Origin of the sequence: Pseudarthrobacter sp. 902506025 (assembly GCF_040702325.1) — a bacterium.
In the GTDB taxonomy this organism is placed as follows: Bacteria; Actinomycetota; Actinomycetes; order Actinomycetales; family Micrococcaceae; genus Arthrobacter.
Map to the genome: position 1 here is coordinate 1 of NZ_JBFBKW010000028.1, position 1,177 is coordinate 1,177.

General features: G+C 56.5%; 1 rRNA gene. It reads right to left on the reverse strand.

What is annotated here, in order from left to right:
- Positions 1-9: 9 nt before the first annotated feature.
- Positions 10-1,177 (reverse strand): 16S ribosomal RNA (locus AB0280_RS21505); the annotation flags it as partial.

Consider the following 1,177-nt stretch of genomic DNA (forward strand, 5'->3'; position numbering starts at 1 on the left):
GCTCCTTAGAAAGGAGGTGATCCAGCCGCACCTTCCGGTACGGCTACCTTGTTACGACTTAGTCCCAATCGCCAGTCCCACCTTCGACAGCTCCCTCCCACAAGGGGTTAGGCCACCGGCTTCGGGTGTTACCAACTTTCGTGACTTGACGGGCGGTGTGTACAAGGCCCGGGAACGTATTCACCGCAGCGTTGCTGATCTGCGATTACTAGCGACTCCGACTTCATGGGGTCGAGTTGCAGACCCCAATCCGAACTGAGACCGGCTTTTTGGGATTAGCTCCACCTCACAGTATCGCAACCCTTTGTACCGGCCATTGTAGCATGCGTGAAGCCCAAGACATAAGGGGCATGATGATTTGACGTCGTCCCCACCTTCCTCCGAGTTGACCCCGGCAGTCTCCTATGAGTCCCCACCATCACGTGCTGGCAACATAGAACGAGGGTTGCGCTCGTTGCGGGACTTAACCCAACATCTCACGACACGAGCTGACGACAACCATGCACCACCTGTAAACCGACCACAAGTGGGGGACCTGTTTCCAGGTCTTTCCGGTTCATGTCAAGCCTTGGTAAGGTTCTTCGCGTTGCATCGAATTAATCCGCATGCTCCGCCGCTTGTGCGGGCCCCCGTCAATTCCTTTGAGTTTTAGCCTTGCGGCCGTACTCCCCAGGCGGGGCACTTAATGCGTTAGCTACGGCGCGGAAAACGTGGAATGTCCCCCACACCTAGTGCCCAACGTTTACGGCATGGACTACCAGGGTATCTAATCCTGTTCGCTCCCCATGCTTTCGCTCCTCAGCGTCAGTTAATGCCCAGAGACCTGCCTTCGCCATCGGTGTTCCTCCTGATATCTGCGCATTTCACCGCTACACCAGGAATTCCAGTCTCCCCTACATCACTCTAGTCTGCCCGTACCCACCGCAGATCCGGAGTTGAGCCCCGGACTTTCACGGCAGACGCGACAAACCGCCTACGAGCTCTTTACGCCCAATAATTCCGGATAACGCTTGCGCCCTACGTATTACCGCGGCTGCTGGCACGTAGTTAGCCGGCGCTTCTTCTGCAGGTACCGTCACTTTCGCTTCTTCCCTACTGAAAGAGGTTTACAACCCGAAGGCCGTCATCCCTCACGCGGCGTCGCTGCATCAGGCTTGCGCCCATTGTGCAATATTCC